Origin of the sequence: Luteitalea sp. TBR-22, from assembly GCF_016865485.1 — a bacterium.
Taxonomy (GTDB): domain Bacteria; phylum Acidobacteriota; class Vicinamibacteria; order Vicinamibacterales; family Vicinamibacteraceae; genus Luteitalea.
Map to the genome: position 1 here is coordinate 4,193,795 of NZ_AP024452.1, position 16,693 is coordinate 4,210,487.

General features: G+C 69.7%; 11 protein-coding genes. 2 read left to right on the top strand and 9 right to left on the bottom strand.

All coding sequences use genetic code 11. The annotated features are described in order from the left end of the window. Window positions 1–43: 43 nt before the first annotated feature. The 4 genes from TBR22_RS17620 to TBR22_RS17635 are packed head-to-tail and all read right to left on the bottom strand — an operon-like array spanning window position 44 to window position 5,210. Entirely contained in the window at window positions 44–1,096 is a 1,053-nt protein-coding gene (locus TBR22_RS17620) for an ABC transporter permease (RefSeq protein WP_239489159.1), read from the bottom strand. Beyond that, entirely contained in the window at window positions 1,093–2,580 is a 1,488-nt protein-coding gene (locus tag TBR22_RS17625; RefSeq protein WP_239489160.1) for a sugar ABC transporter ATP-binding protein, read from the bottom strand. Before TBR22_RS17625 ends, TBR22_RS17620 begins: the two co-directional genes overlap by 4 nt. 54 nt (window positions 2,581–2,634) lie before the next feature. Then, window positions 2,635–4,221 (bottom strand): hypothetical protein, encoded by a 1,587-nt coding sequence (locus TBR22_RS17630; protein WP_239489161.1) that lies wholly within the window; start codon window positions 4,219–4,221, stop codon window positions 2,635–2,637. Between the two features lie 29 nt (window positions 4,222–4,250). Further along, window positions 4,251–5,210, bottom strand: a complete 960-nt coding sequence (locus TBR22_RS17635) for a substrate-binding domain-containing protein (protein ID WP_239489162.1) — start codon at window positions 5,208–5,210, stop codon at window positions 4,251–4,253. Window positions 5,211–5,438: 228 nt separating this feature from the next. Between TBR22_RS17635 and TBR22_RS17640 the strand changes: the two genes are divergently transcribed. Next, the gene (locus TBR22_RS17640) at window positions 5,439–6,224 is read left to right on the top strand and encodes an NIPSNAP family protein (protein WP_239489163.1); all 786 of its coding nucleotides are present in this window, start codon (window positions 5,439–5,441) and stop codon (window positions 6,222–6,224) included. Window positions 6,225–6,351: 127 nt separating this feature from the next. Here the strand turns inward: TBR22_RS17640 and TBR22_RS17645 are convergent, their stop codons facing one another. The 5 genes from TBR22_RS17645 to TBR22_RS17665 all read right to left on the bottom strand — a co-directional run bounded on the left by TBR22_RS17645 (window position 6,352) and on the right by TBR22_RS17665 (window position 13,106). Beyond that, window positions 6,352–7,314, bottom strand: a complete 963-nt coding sequence (locus TBR22_RS17645; RefSeq protein WP_239489164.1) for an ABC transporter permease — start codon at window positions 7,312–7,314, stop codon at window positions 6,352–6,354. Window positions 7,315–7,425: 111 nt separating this feature from the next. Further along, window positions 7,426–8,919 (bottom strand): sugar ABC transporter ATP-binding protein, encoded by a 1,494-nt coding sequence (locus TBR22_RS17650; RefSeq protein ID WP_239489165.1) that lies wholly within the window; start codon window positions 8,917–8,919, stop codon window positions 7,426–7,428. A 172-nt stretch (window positions 8,920–9,091) separates the two neighbouring features. Further along, the gene (locus TBR22_RS17655) at window positions 9,092–10,111 is read right to left on the bottom strand and encodes a substrate-binding domain-containing protein (RefSeq protein ID WP_239489166.1); all 1,020 of its coding nucleotides are present in this window, start codon (window positions 10,109–10,111) and stop codon (window positions 9,092–9,094) included. Between the two features lie 137 nt (window positions 10,112–10,248). Next, window positions 10,249–11,406 (bottom strand): zinc-binding dehydrogenase, encoded by a 1,158-nt coding sequence (locus TBR22_RS17660; RefSeq protein ID WP_239489167.1) that lies wholly within the window; start codon window positions 11,404–11,406, stop codon window positions 10,249–10,251. Window positions 11,407–11,537: 131 nt separating this feature from the next. Further along, window positions 11,538–13,106: a UxaA family hydrolase gene (locus tag TBR22_RS17665; protein ID WP_239489168.1), complete on the bottom strand. Its 1,569-nt coding sequence runs from the start codon at window positions 13,104–13,106 to the stop codon at window positions 11,538–11,540. A gap of 317 nt (window positions 13,107–13,423) precedes the next feature. Between TBR22_RS17665 and TBR22_RS17670 the strand changes: the two genes are divergently transcribed. Then, the gene (locus tag TBR22_RS17670) at window positions 13,424–16,669 is read left to right on the top strand and encodes a TonB-dependent receptor (RefSeq protein ID WP_239489169.1); all 3,246 of its coding nucleotides are present in this window, start codon (window positions 13,424–13,426) and stop codon (window positions 16,667–16,669) included. Window positions 16,670–16,693: the final 24 nt, after the last annotated feature.

Genomic DNA, 16,693 nt, shown 5'->3' on the forward strand with positions numbered 1-16,693 from the left:
CCTTCTGCTCTTCTACTCTCCTTACCTTCTACCCTTCCTCGCGCTAGTTTTCCCGGCGCGCCAGCATCTGGTCGACGACGACGATCACCACCACCACGAGGCCGACGATCAGGCGGTCGTAGAAGGTGGCGCCAGGGACCTGCGGGAGGGCGTTGCGGAGGACGCCGAAGATCAACGTGCCGAGCACCGCCCCGACCACCGAGCCGCGGCCGCCGGAGAGGCTGGCGCCGCCCACCACGGCCGACGCGATGATGTCGAGCTCGTAGCCATTGGCGAGGTCGGCCTTGCCCTGGCCCTGGCCGAGCACCAGGATCACGCCCGACAGCGCGGCCAGGACCCCGGACACCATGTAGACCATCGTCTTGATGCGTCCGACCTGGATCCCCGTGTAGCGGGCCGCCACCTCGTTGCCGCCCACCGCGAACACCGCGCGGCCGGCCTGCACGTGGCGCATGAACAGGTGGAACACCACGGTCAGCACCACCATCACGATCGGCGCGAGCCAGTCCAGCGGCACGCCGAGCGGCGCCCAGCCCGGCGGAATCCGCGCCGACACGTCGAAGAAGCGGCCCTCGGTGACGATGTAGGCCAGGCCGCGCGTGATGCCCATCACCCCCAGTGTCGCGATGAACGGCGGCAGGCGCACCAGCACCACCAGCGCGGAGCTGATCGCGCCGGCGATGGCGCCGACGCCCAGGCCGGCCAGGATCGAGGCCGGCAGCGACCAGCCGCCCTCGAGGAACAGGTAGCCGAGAACGACCGTCGTCAGCGCGATCACGGCCCCCGGCGCGAGGTCGACGCCCCCCGAGATGATCACCATCGAGGCGCCGACGGCCGCGATGCCGTAGATCGCCGAGTACTTGAGGATCAGCAGCCCGTTCTCGCCGTTGAAGAACGGATGCCGCCCGCCGCCGTCGGGCCAGAGGTACCAGGTGAAGAACGCAATCTCGGCCAGCAGGATGAACAGCGTGCTGAGCTCGCGCGTGCGCACGATCGCCCGCCACCACGGCTGTGGCGGGCGGACCGGGCCGGCAGCCGGGGGGGCCGGCACGCTCCGGCTGCCCTCGCTGATGGCGGTTTGCAAGGCAGGGTTCATGCCGCGTCGGTCTCCTCGGCGCGGGTGGCCAGATGCATCACGTCTTCCTCGGAAGCCCCGCGCAGCACCTCGCCCTGCACGCGCCCCTGCTTGAGGACGACGATGCGGTCGGCGAGGGCCAGCAGTTCGGGCAGGTCGCTCGAGACGACGAGGCACGCCATGCCGAGGGCGGCCTCCTCGCGAATCAGGTGGTGGATGTCGTGCTTGGCGCCGACGTCGACGCCCTTGGTGGGCTCGTCGAGCAGCAGCACGCGCGGCCCGGTGGCCAGCCACTTGGCCAGCACGACCTTCTGCTGGTTGCCGCCGCTCAGCGCGTCGGGCGGCACGTCGATCGAGGCCGCCTTGATGCCCCAGCGCTTCACGAGGGCCTCGCACTCGGCGCGCTCGCGCCCCGGTCGTCGACGCCACCCGTCGCGGGCGGCTTCGCGGGCCAGCACCAGGTTCTCGCTGATCGGCAGGTTGAAGAACAGCCCCTGCGACTGCCGCATCTCGGGCTGCAGCACCACGCCGCGCCGCACCGCCTCGGCAGGGTTGCGTGGCGCGAACGGCGCGCCATCGACCGCCATCGTCCCGGCCTGCGGTCGGTGCAGGCCGAAGACCGTCTCGACGACCTCGGTGCGCCCGGCGCCGATCAGGCCGAACAGGCCGACGATCTCGCCCTCGCGCACCTGCAGGTCGACAGCCTCGAAGTGGGGGCGTCGGGTCAGGCCCGTCACCTGCAGGCGGACGCGGTCGCCGACCTTGCCCTCGCCGTGACCGGTCTCGAGGTCGCGGCCGACCATCGCGCGCACGATGTCCTGCGGCTTCTTGCCCGCGATCGGCCATGTGCCCACATGCTGGCCGTCGCGCAGCACCGACACGGTGTTGCACAGGCGGAACACCTCGGGCAGGCGATGCGACACGTAGATCAGCGTGACGCCGCGGCTGCGCAGGCGCTCGAGCACGGCGAACAGGTGGTCGACCTCGGCGTCGGTGAGCGCCGTGGTCGGCTCGTCGAGGATCAGCACCTGGCAGTCGAACGCCAGGGCACGCGCCACCTGCAGCAGTTGCTGCTGCGCCGCGCTGAGGTGCGACACCGTCGTCGATGGGTCGACGTTCAGGTGGAGCTGCGCGAGGAGCGCCGCGGCACGGTCGTGCATCGCGCGGCGATCGACGAGCCAGCCGCGCACCACTTCGTGGCCGGCGAAGATGTTCTCGGCCACGTCGAGGTTCGGGAACAGCAGCGTCTCCTGGTGGACCAGCCCGATGCCGTGATCGAGCGCCGCGCGCGGGTCCACCAGGTCGACGGGCTGCCCGTCGCGCAGGAGGCGGCCGCCGTCGGGGCGGTGGATGCCCGCGGCGATCTTCATCAGCGTGCTCTTGCCCGCGCCGTTCTCCCCCATCAGGGCGTGCGCGTCGCCGGCGGCGATGGACAGGCTCACGCCACGCAGCGCCTTCACGCCGCCGAAGTGCTTGCTGACGTCCTCGAATGCCAACGCACTCATCGGGAGGGGCAGTGTATCAGGGGCGTCGCGGAATCCCGCGTTCCGGCTCGAGCCCTACGGTAACGACCCGGCCGCCTCCCAGAACGTGACCACGGACATCGGCGGCAGCGTGAGCGTCGCGACGCCGGCCGCCGAGACCGGCACGTCGGGCAGGGGCTGCCACGTCTCGGGGGTCGGCCGCGGCCCCACCCAGTGCCGTGCCGGCAGGAGGTCGGTCACCGTGCGTCGCCCGACGAGCCGTCGCGCGTCGGTCCCCGACACGTGCACCTCGAGGGGCACCGCATACCACGACGCATTGGCCAGCACGAACGCCGACGGGACACCGGCGTCGCCGCGCGCAAACGCGAAGGGAATGATCCACGGATCGTCGGACGCCACACGCGCGACCCTCATGCCCGCGCGCCCGGCGCGCGTCAGGTGGCGGTACAGGTGGAAGCCCCGCTGCACCGTGAGGCGGCCATCGTCGCCGACGAGGAAGCCGGCGCCCTTGTTGGGCACCTGTCCGTCGGTCTGCCACTGGCTCCAGCGCTGGACGACGGCCCACGGGATGTACCCGTTGACGCCGACCTCGTACACATGCCGCCGGATGCTCTCGAGGAAATCGAAGGCCATGCGGGGCGTGGTCGCGCCCCCGGCCGGCACGTCGGCGCCCCACCGCGCGGACGTCACCCAGGCGTGAAGGTCGGGGCGCGAGGCCCGCAGCCAGGCGAGCGGGCGCGGGTCGGCATGAGCCCAGAGTGGCGCGTACCAGTCAGCCGTGGGATCGCCCCCCGCGTCGAAGCCGTGACTGGTGACCAACCCGATGCTGCGCGCCGCGCAAGGGTCGGCGACGATGGCCGCGGCGATGGGACGGAGCCAGGTCCAGTAAGTGGTCTCACCAGGGGTGAGGCCGACGCGCTCGAGCCCGTGCCGGTCGAAGTAGCTCCGCACGGTGCACAGCAGGCGGGTCACCTGCGCCGGCGTCCAGAACAGGTTGTAGTCGTGCCCGGCCAGCCTGCCCGAGGCTTCGCCGGCCTCGGCATAGCGGATGGCGTGCTCGCCCTCGTTGTGCAGGCTGACCCATCGCACCGTCAGGCCTTCCTCCTTGGCGAGTCCCCCGACGTACGCGGCGAGATACTCGGCAAGCTCGAGGTCCATCGCGGGATCGAGGTCGCGTCCGCGCAACGTCCCCTGCCGCGTCATCCACCCGGGAGGGCCATAGAGGGTCGCGAGGATCTGCAAGGCGCCACCGCGGGCCCGTGTCGCGGCCGCGCCTTCGCGGGCGAACCAGCGCATCCACTCGGTGCCGACCGACAGGTCGATGCGCTTCGCGTCCGTGCGCTCCGGATCCGCGTTGTCGTTGACCGGCTCGTGGAACGGGAGGATCCAGAGCTTGAGGAGGTCGGGCTGCAAGCCGTCCCTGCCGAACACGAGGTCGATCAACTCGCGACGGCTGGCCTCGGACAGGACGCTGGCGCCGCCGAAATCCTGTGGCGATGTCCGGGGATCGGGCGTCTGCGCGGACTGGACGTAATTGACGCCGAACCCGTCCCACACCCGCAACGGCTCGTCGAAGGCGACGCGGACGTGCGAGGGCGGCTGGGCTGCCGGGCGCGTCGGCGCCGCGGCGAGCACGGCGAGGCCGAGCAGGCCGGCGACCACACGACGTCGACCGGCCGGCAGCCGTGTGGCTACTGGCCGCGTTCGAGCTTGTTCCACTCGACCAGGTAGGCGTCGACGTTGGCGCGGTTCACCACGTCCACGCCCGAGTCGATGACCTTCTGGGGCGGCATCCGGCCGGCCTTGATCTCGGAGAGCAGGCGGATCGCCTCGCTGCCCCACCCGAAGTACTTCTGCCCCACCAGCGTGTGCACCTTCCCGGCCTTGAGGAGCTCGGGAGCCGGCGGGATCGTGTCGAAGCTGAAGACGCGGGTGCGCGCCGTGTCGACCGGCTCGAGGGCGTTACGCGTCATGATCGGCCAGCCGCCGACCGAAATCCACGCATCGAGGTCCGGGTACCGGTTGGTCGCCGTCGCGATGATCTCGCCGGCGCGGACGATGTCCTCCTTGACGTCGAAGGTCTCGACGATCGTCACCCCGGCGTGCTGCTTGAGCACGTCGTTCACGCCGTCGAGGCGACGCTGGAGGTTGTAGGAGCCGAGGCTGGTCATCAGGGCGACCTTGCCCTTGCCGCCGAGGGCGTCCACGGCTTCCTGGGCCAGTCGCTGGCCGGCCTTGAAGTCGTCGACGCCGTAGTAGGCCATGCGCTGCGAGGTCGGCGCGTCGGCGTCCCAGGTGATCACGGGGATGCCGGCGGCGATGGCCTTGTCGATGACCGGCGCGAGGAAGTCGCCATTGGTGCAGGAGATGGCGATGCCGTCGACGCGCTGCGAGATGAACGACTCGAGCACTTCCTTCTGGCGAAGCTGGTCGGCCGACTCGGGCGCCCGCCAGATCACCTCGATGTTGCCCAGTTCCTTGGCCTTGCGCTCGGCGCCGATGCGCGCGTAGTTGAAGACCGGGATGTCGAGGGCCTTGGGGATGACGGCGAACCGGAGCGTCTTCGGCCCGGCCGGCGCCGGCGTGGAGGACCCGCCGCCACAGGCGGAGGTGAACAGGCCGAGGCACAGGAGCGTGAGCAGTCGTCGCATGGGCTTCCCCGCCGTGCCTGCGCCCATGCCGCGACGCGCGTTGCATGGGGAGACGGTTCGGCGTGCGCGGATTGTAGCGTAAAGGACGGGAGTCGGGAGTCGGGAGACGGGAGTCGGGAGACGGGAGTCGGGAGTCGGGAGTCGGGACTCGGGAGTCGGGAGTCGGGAGTCGACGGTCGGCAGCGGGGAGTTGCTCCCGCGGCCGCCGCGGACCAGACTTGTCGCGCCATGACCCGACGCGACTTCCTCTCCACCACCCCGGCCGCCGCCCTCACCCTGACGGGCGGCACCGGCGCCGCCCAGACTCCCGGGGCCGCGAGCCGCCAGCTCTACGAGCTCCGCCGCTACCGCATCCGCACCGGCTACATGCGCGACACGACGCGCGCGTATCTCAAGGACGCGCTGCTGCCGGCGCTCACGCGCCTGGGCCTCGGCCCGGTCGGCATGTTCGACGTCACGACGGGCGAGCCGCCGACGTGCGTGGTGCTGATCCCGCACGCCACGGCCGACTCGGCCGTCACCCTCGGTCGTCGCCTGATGAGCGACGCCGCGTACGTGAAGGCCGGCGCGCCCTTCCTCGACGCCCCAGCCGATCGGCCGGCGTTCGATCGCGTGGAGAGCGCGCTGCTGCTGGCCTTCGAGGGCATGCCGCAGATCAAGGCGCCCGACACCAGCAAGCCCCGCCTGTTGGAGATCCGTCGCTACGAGGCGCCCAGCCAGATGGCCGGCCTGAAGAAGATCGAGATGTTCGACACCGGCGGCGAGTTGGCCATCTTCCGCAAGGTCGGCCTGACGCCCGTGTTCTTCGGCCAGACCCTCTACGGCGTGCGGCTGCCGCAGTTCGAGTACATGCTCACCTACGCGAACATGGCCGAGCGCGAGCAGCAGTGGAACGCGTTCCGCAACGATCCCGACTGGAAGGTGCTGTCGCAGAAGGAGGAATACAAGGACGCCGCGATCATGTCGGGCGCGACGTCGACGTACCTCTCACCGCAGCCGTGGTCGCAGATCTGAGAATTGCAGAATTTCAGAATTGCAGGATTTCAGAATTGCGGAATTCACAGGCAAGGCCACACGCGTCGAGACGCTCGCCTGGTGTCTGAACGCCGTGAAATTCTGAAATTCTGAAACTCTGAAATTGCTATGCCTGCTTCGCGCGTCGCGCCCGATCGGCGGCGACGGCGAGCACGATGATGATGCCGATGATGATCTCCTGCACGTAGTTGGGCCAGCCCATCTGCTGGCTGCCATTGCGCAGGAACGCCATGACCAGGGCACCGATCAACGACCCGGCGATCGTGCCCTCGCCGCCCGACAGGCTGCCGCCGCCGATGACCACGGCGGCGATCACATCGAGTTCGGTGCCGATCGCCACGGTCGGATCGCCCTGCCGCAACCGCGACATCTGCATCACGCCCGACAGCCCGAACAGCAGCCCGGCGAGGCCGTAGATCCACACCTTCAGGCGATCGGTCTGCACGCCGCAGGCGCGCGCCGCCGCCTCGTTGCTGCCGAGCGCGAAGACGCGACGCCCGAACACGGTCTGCTGGAGCAGGAAGGTCGCCGCGATGGCGAGCACCAGCGAGACCCACACGCCCGGCGCCACGAGCAGCCAGGACGGCGTCGGGAAGGTCACGGCCAGCTCGTTGACCCACGTGGCGGGCGCGTTGACCGTCTGCTGGTCGGCGAGCCACTTGGCCACGCCCCGGGCGATGCCCAGCATGCCCAGCGTGGCGATGAAGGGCAGCACCTTGAGCCGCGTGATCGCCAGGCCGTTGACCAGCCCCACCACCCCGCCCGTCACGACGCCGGCCAGGATCGCCGCCAGCGGCGGGTAGCCATCGCGCAGTCCGAGGGCGGTCACCACGCCCGCCAGGGCGATCGTCGACCCGACCGCCAGGTCGATGCCGCCGCTGACGATGATGAAGGTCATGCCGATCGCGCCGAGCGCCACGATGACCGTCTGCGCGAAGACGATGCGCAGGTTGCGGGGCGACAGGTACTGCGCCGGGTCGTCGCTGAGGGCGGCGAAGATGCCGATCACCAGCACGAGCCCGAGGATGGGCGCCAGCACGGAGAGACGGGCACGAAGCGTCGAGAGCATGGCAGTCTCAGAATTTCAGGAATTCCAGGAATTTCGGGAATGTCAGCCCACCGCCAACCTTCGAGGTGCCGAGCTGGCGGTGAGATTGTGCAATTGTGAAATCCCGCAATTTCACTGTGCCGTCCCGATCGCCGCCGCCATCACCGACTCGGGCGTCCACTCGGCCAGCGGCCGCGCCGGCGTCAGCGTGCCGCGGCTCATCACCGCCAGCGAGTCACACAGCCCGAACAGCTCGGGCAGGTAGGAACTGACCATCACCACGGCGCAGCCCTGGTCGGCCGCACGGGCGATGGCCTCGTAGAGCTGCACCTTGCTGCCGACGTCGACGCCTCGGGTCGGCTCGTCGAGCAGCCAGACGGTGGCCTGCTGGTGCAGCAGGCGCCCGACGGCAACCTTCTGCTGGTTGCCGCCCGACAGCGTGCGCACCGCCTGCGCCGACGTGCGCGCCTTCACCTTCAGCACGTCGATCCAGCGGTCGCCCTCCCTTCGCTGCGCCGGCCCGTCGAGGATCCCGCGGCGGCTGATCGCGCCGTACCGCGTGCAGGTCATGTTGTCGGCGATCGACATCGGCAGCGTCAGGCCCTCGCCCTTGCGGTCCTCACTCAGGTAGCCGAGGCCGGCGGCCAGGCGTTCCCACGGCGCCTTGCGCGCGACGGGCACGTCGCGGCCGTCGACGGCGAGCCGTCCGTGCACGGGTCGGTCCTCGAGCCCCATCAGCCCGCGCAACAACTCGGTGCGGCCGGCCCCGACCAGGCCGGCGATGCCCAGGATCTCGCCAGCGCGCACCCGCAGCGACGCCTGACGCACGCGTCCCTCGACGCGCACGTCCTCGGCCTCGAGGCGCACGGTGTCGCCGACCGGCACGCGCCGGGTCGGAAACAGCTCGGCGACGTCGCGCCCGACCATGTGGCTGATGATCTGCGTGTCGGAGAGGGCGTCGACCGTGCCCGTCCACACCGTCCGGCCATCCCGCAGCACGGTGAGGTCGTCGGCAATCGCCCGCACCTCCTCGAGGAAGTGACTGATGTACACCACGGCCACGCCGCTGGCCCGTAGCCGCCGGATCAGATCGAACAGCCGTTCGACGTCCTCGCGCGGAAGGCTGCTCGTCGGCTCGTCCATCAGCACCACCTTGGCGTCGGCCGACACCGCCCGGCAGATCTCGACCACCTGCCGCGCGGCGATGGGCAGGTCGGCAACGCCACGATCGGGGTGCAGCTCGGGGTGGTGGAACGGGGCCAGCACGCGCGCCGCCTCGACCCGCGCCGCGGCACGGTCGTAGCGTCCGGCGCGACGCGGCTCGCGCCCGAGCAGGATGTTCTCGGCCACCGTGAGGTGGTCACACAGCGAGAGTTCCTGGTGGATCAGCGCGATGCCCGCCTGCCGCGCCTCGAGCGGCCCAGCCGGCCGGTACGCGGCCCCGCCGATCGTCATCGACCCGTCGTCGGCGCGCAGGCCACCGGCGATGACGTTCATCAAGGTCGACTTGCCGGCGCCGTTCTCGCCGACCAGCGCGTGGACGCGGCCGGGGCGCACCTGCAGCGTCACGCCGTCGAGCGCGCGGGTGGCCCCGAAGTGCTTCTTGATGTCGGTGAGGGAGAGCACGGGGTCGGGAGTCGGGAGTCGCCCGGGGTGTGGGTGGTAGGGCCCGTTGTCCCAACGCGGCCCTCTGCATGCAGCGTTCACAGGGCCGGGCTCGGAGAGCCGGCCCTACCTTCTTCGCAGGCGTCCGACATCAAACGTCGGACATCAATCGTCAAACGTTAAACGTCAAACGTTACTTCAGATACTCCGCCAGCGGCGGGTTCAGCAGCGCCTTGCTCGCGTCGGCGTCGAGGTTCTCGGGGGTGACCATCATGACGCCCGTGTCGACGCGCGGCTCGATCTTCTCGCCGCGCAGGTGCGCCACGATCGTCTTCAGCCCCTGGTAGCCCATCTCGAACGGGTTCTGCAGCACCACGCCGTCGAGCTGCTTGTTGCGCATCGCGGTGATGAACGCCTCGCTGGCGTCGAAGCCGACGAACCTCACCTGCCCCGCCTTGCCGACGTCCTGCAGCGCCAGCAGCATGCCCGCGGTGGAGGACTCGTTGGGCGTGAAGATCCCGTCCACCTGGTTGCCGAAGCGGTTGAGGAGGTTCTCGGCGGCGCGCTTGGCCGTGTCGCGCGTCGGCCCGGAGTACTGGTCCGACGACACGATCTGCACGCCCGGATACTGCGCCTTCATCCGGTCGAGGAAGCCGCGCTCGCGCGCCTCGGTGCTGGCCGACCCTTCCTGGTACCGCAGCACCAGCACGCGGCCCTTGCCGCCGAGCAGCGTGCCGAGACGGTCGGCCGCCAGCGCGCCGCCCTTCTCGTTGTCGGTCGCCACGAAGCTCACCGCGTCCTGCGAGGCCAGCGCAGAGTCGATCACCACGGTGGGGATGCCGGCCTGCCTGGCCTCCTGCACCGGACGAACCAGCGCACTGGCGTCGAGCGGCGCCAGCACGATGCCGTTGACGCCCTGGCTCAGGAAGCCCTCGACGACCTGGATCTGCTGCTCGCGGTCGTCCTCGCGGATCGGGCCCTTCCACGTCAGGCGCACCGGCACGCCTTGCGCCTCGTACTCGCGCTGCGCCTTGATCGCCCCGGCGTGGATGCTCTTCCAGAACTCGTGGGTCGTGCCCTTGGGGATCACCGCGACATGCAGGCCGCCGGTCGCCTTCAGGTCCTTGGTCGTCTGGGCCTCGTCCTTCGCCCCGCCACAGCCGGCCATCGTCATGGCCAGCAGGAGGGCCGTCAGCCCACGTTGAATGCGCACGTTGTGATCTCCCAAGCGATGAGATGGCCGACAGGGCAGCGGTAGGGGTCGACTCGGCGAGTCGCCCCCACCACCGTCCCGATCCGCGATTCCCGATCCGCGATCCGCGCCCTCCATCCGTCGGCCAAGGCCGACGGCTACAGCGGGGCGTACACGCCCTTCACGTAGTCGGCGGCGCGGCGATCGTCGCTGCCGAACGCCTGCGGCACCTCGTCGAGGGCGTGGTAGCGATGCGTCACGATGCGACTCACGTCGATCGCCGACGACTCGAGCAGCGCGAGCGACTGACGATACACCGACGGCCGCCCGTCGGCGTCGAACCCGCCTGACGCGCCCACGGGCGACACCAGCGTCGGCTCGCGGAACATCAGCGTGTTCAGCACCCCGATGTCGACGCCGGACTGCCCGTGGGCGTACAGCAGCACCGTCGCCTGCTTGCGCACCAGCCCCGGCATCTGCCTGAACACCTGCGCGCTGCCGGAGGCGTCGATCAGGTACTCCACGCGCCGGCCGCCGGTCAGCGTCAGCGTGGCGTCCACGACGTCGGTGCCGAGCGGGTCGATCACCTCGTCGGCGCCGTAGTGGCGCGCCAGCCCCTGCCGGGTGGCATTGGGCTCGCTCACGAGGATCCGCCCCTCGAAGCCGACGACCTTCCGGAGGTGCTGCAGGAACAGCAGGCCGGCCGGGCCGGCGCCGGCGATCAGCACCGACCGCACGCGGGCGGACGGGTCGGGATCCTGCAAGCGATAGCGGGCAATCGCCGAGGCCTGTCGCACGGCGTCGTGCGCGTGGATGATGCAGGCCAGTGGCTCGGTCAGGGCGGCCTGCTCGGCCGGCAACGTGGCGCCACGCTTCACGGCGTTGACCGCCGGCACCACGATCACCTCGGCCAACCCGCCCTGCAGTCCGGTGATGCCGTGTTCGCCGTACGTCTCGCACTGGTGCGAGTCGCCGGTGGCGCAGTACTCGCAGAGCGGGTGCGTGCCGGCACTCAGGCAGTTGCGGCCCTGGTCGAGCACCACGGCGTCGCCGACCGCGAGGTCGCGGACCTCGGCGCCCCGCGCCTCCACGACCCCGGCCACCTCGTGCCCGAGCACCTGCGGCGACACGTCGAACGGGATGGGCCGTCCCAGCCGGTCGGTATGGTAGTTGGCGTGCCCCTCGAAGATGTGGAAGTCGGTGCCGCACAAGCCGACGCCAGTCACCCGCACTACCACGTCGCGCGGCCCGACCTCGGGGTCCCCGATCTCGCGGACCGCCATCACGCCGGGCGCGGTCAGGACGGCGGCCCTCACGCGTGCCTCCCGCAATTGGAAATTTGAAATTCGAAATTCATGTGCACGTGGGTCGAAAGACCTGCCGAAGGCCTCGCGGGCCTAGCGGCGAAGCCGCGGGCCCCGTTCAATTTCAAATTTCCAATCTCAAATTACAAGCTGACAGATTGCTCCGCCCACACCTGGAACTCGCGATGCTTGTTCTCCTCGGACTTGCCGAGGATCTCGCCGCTGGCCACCCGGCGGACGTGCTCGAAGACCTCGAGGCCGACCTCGTCGATCGACCTGGTCCCGTCGATGATGTCGCCGGCCGACAGGTCGAGGTCGTTCTTCATCCGCTCGTAGATCGCGTTGTTGGAGGCCAGCTTGAGCACCGGGGCGATGGCGTTGCCGATTGTCGTGCCACGACCGGTCGTGAAGACCACCAGTTGCGCGCCCGACGCGATGAGCCCGGGCGTCGACTCCTGGTCGTAGCCGGGCCCCTGCATCAGGTAGAGGCCCGGCCCCGGCGGCTGCTCGGCGTAGCCCACCACGCCCTCGACGCGCGTGGTCCCCGCCTTGGCGATCGCGCCGAGCGACTTGATGGTGATGTTGAGCAGGCCGCCGGCGACGTTGCCCGGACTCGGATTCTCGTTCAGCACCGTGCCGAACTTGGCGGCGTAGTCCTTGTACCAGTCGACCATCGCGTACACGGCGCGCCCCGTCTCGGCGTCCCTGGCGCGCCAGGCGAGGATGTGCTCGGCGCCGCAGAACTCGGGGACCTCGGTGATCAGCACGGTGCCGCCCTGCCGCACCAGTTCGTCGGCGGCGCGGCCGAGGGCCGGGTTGGCCGAGAGCCCCGAGAAGCCGTCCGATCCGCCGCATTTCACCCCGAGGGACAGCTTGCTGATCGGCGCCGGCTGGCGGGTGATCTGGTCGACGACCGGCAGCATCGCCTCGACCGCCTCGAGCCCGCGCTTCACCGAGCCCTGCGTCCCGCCCGCCTCCTGGATGCCGATGCGCGCCACCGGCTTGTTCAGCGGCCGGTGCAGGTCCGACAGGTACTGCTCCATCACCGTCAGGTTCGTCTTCTCGCACCCGAGGCCGATGAAGACGACGCCGCCGACGTTGGGGTGCTCGGCGTAGGCCGCCAGCGTGCGGAGCATCACCTCGATGTTGGAGCCGTCGGAGCAGCCGCACCCCTTGTTGTGCGGGATGGCGACCACGCCGTCGACGTTGGGGTACTTCGCCCTGTCGAACAGCGTGAACTCGGCCACGGTGGCGATCTGCACCGCCTCGTGCGCGGCGCACATGCTGGTGGGCACGATCAGCACCCAATTGCGGATGCCGACCCGCCCGTCGGGGCGGTGGTAGCCCATGAACGTGGCGCGCTGCGCCTCGGGCACGTAGTCGGGGGCGGGCGTGTGCAGGTCGTCGGCCAACTCGCGCACCACCGGCACGTCGTTGGACATGTTGGCGCGCGAGATCAGCGCCCCCAGGGCAACGCCCTTCGAGGTGCCGATCGGCTGGCCGTACTGGCGCACGAACTGGCCCTCGGGGATGGCCGCGAGGGCGAACCGGTGCCCGGGCGTGATGTCGTCGAGGACCTCGACGGTGGCCTCACCGAGGAGCACCCGGGTGCCACGGGGCACCGGGACCCTGGCGACGGCGACGTTGTCACGGGCATCGACCTGGATGGCATACGCCGAGAGGGGGGCGGCTTCGGAAGCGACGGGAGCCATGATGTGAGGCCCATCGTACCGCGATCATCGCGGCCCCGCGGGGCCGCCTGCCATGGCGAACTGGTCACGCCAGCGGCCGTCCGTGGACGCCCCGCCCACCGGTGCCGCCGTTTGACTTGGGAATAGCCCTGCCTTACAGTCCCGAGTCATCGACATTGGTCAAACCACACCGGTGCTGACGGTGACCGCGCGACGCGGAACCGGGATTCATCGTGATGCAGGCGGCCGGCCTCGCCGTGCGCGCCGCGGAGAGTGACGACATGTTCAGGGCACGTCGGCTTCAATGGCTGGCTTGCGGTCTCCTGGCACTGCTTGGGGTGACGGCCTCCGTCACCCCGGCTCGCGCGCAGGCAGCCCGCGGCGGCATCCTCGGCAACGTTGCCGATACGTCGGGGGCGGCCGTCCCCGGCGCGACGATCTCGATCACCGAGATCCGGACCAACCTTTCGCAGAACACGGTGACCAACGAGTCGGGCAACTACACGTTCCCGAACGTGCAGCCGGGGGTCTACAAGGTGGAGGCCGAGCTCGCGGGCTTCAAGAAGGCCGTGCGCGAGAACGTCCAGGTGGACGTCAACACGACGATCCGCGCCGACTTCAAGCTCGAGGTCGGCGACCTGAGCGAGACGCTCACGGTCACCACCGAGGCGCCGGCGCTGCAGACCGACCGCGCCGACACGGGCCGCATCATCGAGGGCGAGGCGATCGCGGCGATGCCGCTCGGCTTCAACCGCAACTTCCAGGGCATGTGGGCGACCGTGCCGGGCGCGACGCGTCCCACCCGCCCGCACTCGGAGTTCTTCAACTCGCAGGATTCGCTCGAGAGCAAGGTCAACGGCCAGAGCCGCCTGGCCAACAACGTGCAGATGGAGGGCATCGACAACACCCACCGCACGGGCCTGCTGACGGTGCTGATCCCGTCGGCCGACGCGCTCGAGACGGTGTCGGTGAGCACCTCGAACTTCGACGCGGAGTTCGGGCGCGCCGGCGGCGCGGTCACCAACGTCACCCTCAAGTCCGGCACCAACGACCTGCGGGGCAGCGCCTTCTGGTTCCACGGCAACGAGTCGCTCAACGCCACGCCGTACTACGCCACGACCAAGCCCGACATCAATTACAACCAGTTCGGCTTCGTGGTCGGCGGCCCGATCCGCAAGAACAGGCTGTTCTACTTCGGCGACTACCAGCGCACCAACGACGACCTCGGCAAGGTGTACCGGTTCTTCGTGCCGCCGGCCGAGTGGCGCAACGGCGACTTCAGCAGCGCCACCAACACGGTCATCCGCGATCCGCTGACGGGCGATGCCGCCGGCAACAACCGCAGTGCGTTTGCCAACAACGTGATTCCGGCGGGACGCGTCAGCCCGATCGCCAAGGCGGTGCTCGCGAAGGTGCCGCTGCCCAACATCCCGAACCAGCCGATCGGCCAGCCGAACTACGAGTCGACCGCCATCCGCGAGCGCCGCACCGACCAGTTCGACATCAAGGTGAACTGGCAGGCCAGCGCCCGCGACCAGCTCGCGCCGCGCTTCAGCTTCATGCGTCCCACGGTGCTCGATCCGTCGCCCTACGGCGATGACGTGGGCGGCCCGGCCAACGGCGGGTTCGCGGGCCTGGGCACCAACGACACGTTCGTGACCGGCCTGAACTGGACGCGCACGTGGACCAACACCCTCGTGATGGAAGTCCGCGGCGGGCTCACCAAGTACAGCAACGTCGCCAACTCGACGGGCCAGGGCCTCACGACGGCCGCCGATCTCGGCGTGCCCGGCGTGAACCTGAACGACTTCACGTCCGGCATCATGTCGGTCAACATCCAGAACTACAGCAACCCGGTGGTCGGCTTCTCGAACTCGCTGCCCTGGGACCGCGGCGAGACCACCTGGACGTTCGCCACGACGCTGACCAAGCTGGCCGGCAACCACTCGGTGAAGTTCGGCGCCGACCTCCGCCGCAACCGCGACTTCCTGCTGCAGACGCAGGACTTCGGCGGCCCGCGCGGCACCTTCTCCTACAACGGCTCGGGCACTTCGTCGCCGACCGACGCGGCGGCCATCCGCAACAACGTCGCCAACTCGCTGGCCAGCTTCATGCTCGACTACGCCAACGACGTCCGCCGCGACGTGCCGTTCATCGACGAGCCCGGCACCAAGCACCAGCAGTACTTCTTCTTCGTGCACGACAAGTGGCAGGTGCGCTCGAACATCACGGTCGACCTCGGCGTGCGCTACGAGTACTACACGCCCTTCACCGGCATCGTCGAGAAGGGCGGCCTGTCGACCTACGACACCTCCAACAACACGCTCCGGGTCTCGGGCTACGGCGACATCCCGAACGACCTCGGCGCGACGACGCGGACCTGGAACTTCAACCCGCGCACCGGCGTGTCCATCCGCCTGAGCGACAAGGACGTGCTGCGCGCCGGCTATGGCGCGAGCACGGCGCCGTACCCCGACAACTCGTACGCGTTCAACTACCCGACCAAGGGCAACGTGCTGCTGCAGGCGACCAACGCCTTCACGCAGGGCGGGTCGCTGGCGACCGGCTTCCCCGTGCAGGGCACGGTGGACATCCCGAGCAGCGGCATCGTGCCGGTGGACCAGCCGTTCCTGCGCAACTCGGGCCTGTTCGCCATCCCGGAGACGTTGTTCGGCGGCATCCTCCACTCGTGGAACGTCGCCTACCAGCGCCAGTTGCCGTGGGGCTTCACGGGTGAAGTGGCCTACGTCGGCAACAAGGGCGTGGACATGCTCTACAGCTACAACCTCAATGCCGCGACGGTGCTCGGACAGGACCAGGCCGGTCGGCCCCTGTTCGCGCCGTTCGGCCGCACGGCCGACGTGCCCTCGCGCGTGCCCGAGCGCAGCGACTACCACTCGCTGCAGGCCAAGGTCGACCGCCGGTTCCTCAACGGCATCCTGGTGACCAACAGCTACACGTACGGCCGCGCGCGCAACTTCGCCGATGACAACGGCGGCATCTCGACGCCCGCCGACTGGGAACTCAGCTACGGCCTCGCGGGCTTCGACCGCCGGCACACCTGGGTGACCAGCTTCGTCGTCGACATGCCCTTCTTCCGCGACGCCGACAACGCCGTCCTGCGCAAGGTGCTGGGTGGCTGGCAGGCCTCGGGCCTGCTGACCCTGATGAGCGGCACGCCGCTGAGCGTGACGGCCGACGGTGCGCTCCTGCGTGCGCCGGGCAACACGCTCTACGCCGACCGGGTGGCCGAGCCCACGATCATCGGCGACAAGGGGCCGAACGTGTACTACTTCGACCGCAGCGCCTTCGCGCAGCCGGCCGCGGCGACCTTCGGCAACACGGTGCGCAACGGCAGCGGCATGCGTGGACCCGGCTTCACCGCGCTGGACTTCTCGCTCGTCAAGCGCTTCACGTTCGGCCAGAGCTACCGCTTCTTCGAGTTCCGCACCGACGCGTTCAACCTGACCAACACGCCGGCCTGGAACAACCCGAACACCAACGTGGCCAGCCCGCAGTTCGGCACCATCACCGGCGCCAGCAACCAGCGCGTGATCCGCTTCGCGCTGAAGTACGCGTTCTGACGTTTGACGTTTGACGTTTGACGT